This is a genomic window from Acinetobacter sp. Ver3, assembly GCF_000632455.1.
In the GTDB taxonomy this organism is placed as follows: domain Bacteria; phylum Pseudomonadota; class Gammaproteobacteria; order Pseudomonadales; family Moraxellaceae; genus Acinetobacter.
In genome coordinates this window covers 1-1,967 of record NZ_JFYL01000142.1, presented here as the reverse complement: position 1 = coordinate 1,967, position 1,967 = coordinate 1, and the positions used below count along the sequence as shown (strand labels likewise).

Genomic DNA, 1,967 nt, shown 5'->3' with positions numbered 1-1,967 from the left:
CCGTTATTTAAAACCTACTCAAACCTACTCAATGTGGGTTTGATGTTTAATTCCTACTTCACCATCAAGAACCTAAAGCATTTGCTTTAGGGATTACCTCAATTCCATAGGCTGTCACGGTGTAACTCACCGCCTTAATCACCACTTATGCAGTGATTAAATCTTTATCTGCATATCGCAGGATATTAATTGATGCATTAACATCACGATTTTGGATGGTTTGGCAAACTAAGCACTTCCACTCTCGCGCAGAAAGTGTGAGAGATTGATTTAATTCACCACAGCACGAACACATTTTACTACTTGGGAAGAATCGACCAACCGAAAGTACCGATTTTCCATGCTGTTTGGCTTTATAAATCAACTGCCTTTTAAACTCATAAAAACCCATATCGGATATAGCTCTTGCGAGCTTACGATTCCTCAACATGCCTTTAACATTCAAATCTTCAATCGCAATCACATCAAAACGTGTTACCAAATCCGTTGTGACTTGATGAAGATTATTCTTGCGTAGACAGGCAATTTTATAGTGCAGGCGAGATAGCTTGGCTTTTGCTTTTTCTCGATTCTGACTACCTTTTTTCTTACGACTAAAAGACTTGTTGAGTCGTCTTAGTTTTGCAAGCTGTCTTTTAAGTGGTGCGTTAGAAGGAATAACCTCACCATTTGAAAGGGTGGCAAGATTAGAGACACCCAAATCAACACCGATACTTAAACCTGTTTTCGGTTTAAGCTTTTCGATCCGGGTGAGTTCGACAGCGATTGATACAAACCACTTACCACCTTGTTTAAATATTTTGGCCGAGAGAATTTTACCCTTATAGCGCAGATTCTCAGTCATTTTCACCCAACCCAAATTAGGGATTTTAATAGACCGACCCTTTACGCTAAATTGATCATTTGATAATGAAAAACGGTCATCCTTGCCTTTTTTTCTTGGCTTGGGGTATCCTGATTTGCCGTTAAAAAATCTATCAAAAGCACTACCCAACTGCTTAATCGCCAACTGTGGTGCGCACTTAGTCACTTTCTTCATGAAAGGATATTTTTCAAATTTAAAAGTGTTTAGGTGCTTTCTTAATTTACTCTCTTTAGGTCTATTAAGAAGGATTTCATTCACCGCAACATCATAATACTCACACTGATCTCGATATTCCTTATCAGCCTTGTATTGTCGCTGCCACTCTCTTAAAGCCCAATTATACGACAAACGAGCAACACCACTTGCCTGAGCAAAATGGCTTGCTTGTTTATTATTGGGCATCAATTCAATGATATGCCCTCGTATAAATCGACTCATAGTGCTTCTTTGACCGCCTGTATTAGCTTTTGGTTCTTTTTACTTCGGCTTCCATATAATCGTGCTGAAAATACAGTGATAATTTCCAGGACATCTTGAGCCAGTTCCTCCTCAAAACTCAAATTTTCACCCTGATTAATAATTACAATTTCAACATTCCGAGTTTCACATAAAGCAAAAACCAATTCAGCACCAAAACGTAATAATCGATCTTTGTGGGTTAAAACCAATCGACCAATTTCATTATTAATAATTCCATCCAAAAGAGCCTTAAGCCCTTTTTTGTGATAATTCATCCCTGAGCCTAAATCACTAATAATCTCAAATGTCCATCCCTGCTTGGCACAGTACATTTCCAAAACTTGTTTTTGTCGCTCAAGATCAGCCTTTTGATCGTGACTAGATACTCTTGCATAAGCAATAGTTTTTCGGCTGTTCTGGATTGATAGATCATGGATAAGTTCAGGTGTGATCTTGCTTAGATCGTAACGTCTGTGATTTTTTGGGGTTCTATCTGCGACTAAAGTGCCTTCCTCATCCCATCTTCTTAGGGTTTGGATGGAAACACCCAGTGTTTTAGCTGCAATGCCAATACCAACATATCTACTCATTTGTATATAATAATATAGAAATAGGTAGATTTCAATTAGCAGTTATTAACCCC

At 38.2% G+C, this 1,967-nt stretch carries 2 protein-coding genes; both read right to left on the bottom strand.

The annotated features are described in order from the left end of the window. Positions 1–145: 145 nt before the first annotated feature. Positions 146–1,267 (bottom strand): RNA-guided endonuclease InsQ/TnpB family protein, encoded by a 1,122-nt coding sequence (locus CL42_RS15935; protein WP_265596989.1) that lies wholly within the window; start codon positions 1,265–1,267, stop codon positions 146–148. A gap of 32 nt (positions 1,268–1,299) precedes the next feature. Then, positions 1,300–1,914, bottom strand: a complete 615-nt coding sequence (locus CL42_RS15930) for an IS607 family transposase (protein WP_035270872.1) — start codon at positions 1,912–1,914, stop codon at positions 1,300–1,302. Positions 1,915–1,967: the final 53 nt, after the last annotated feature.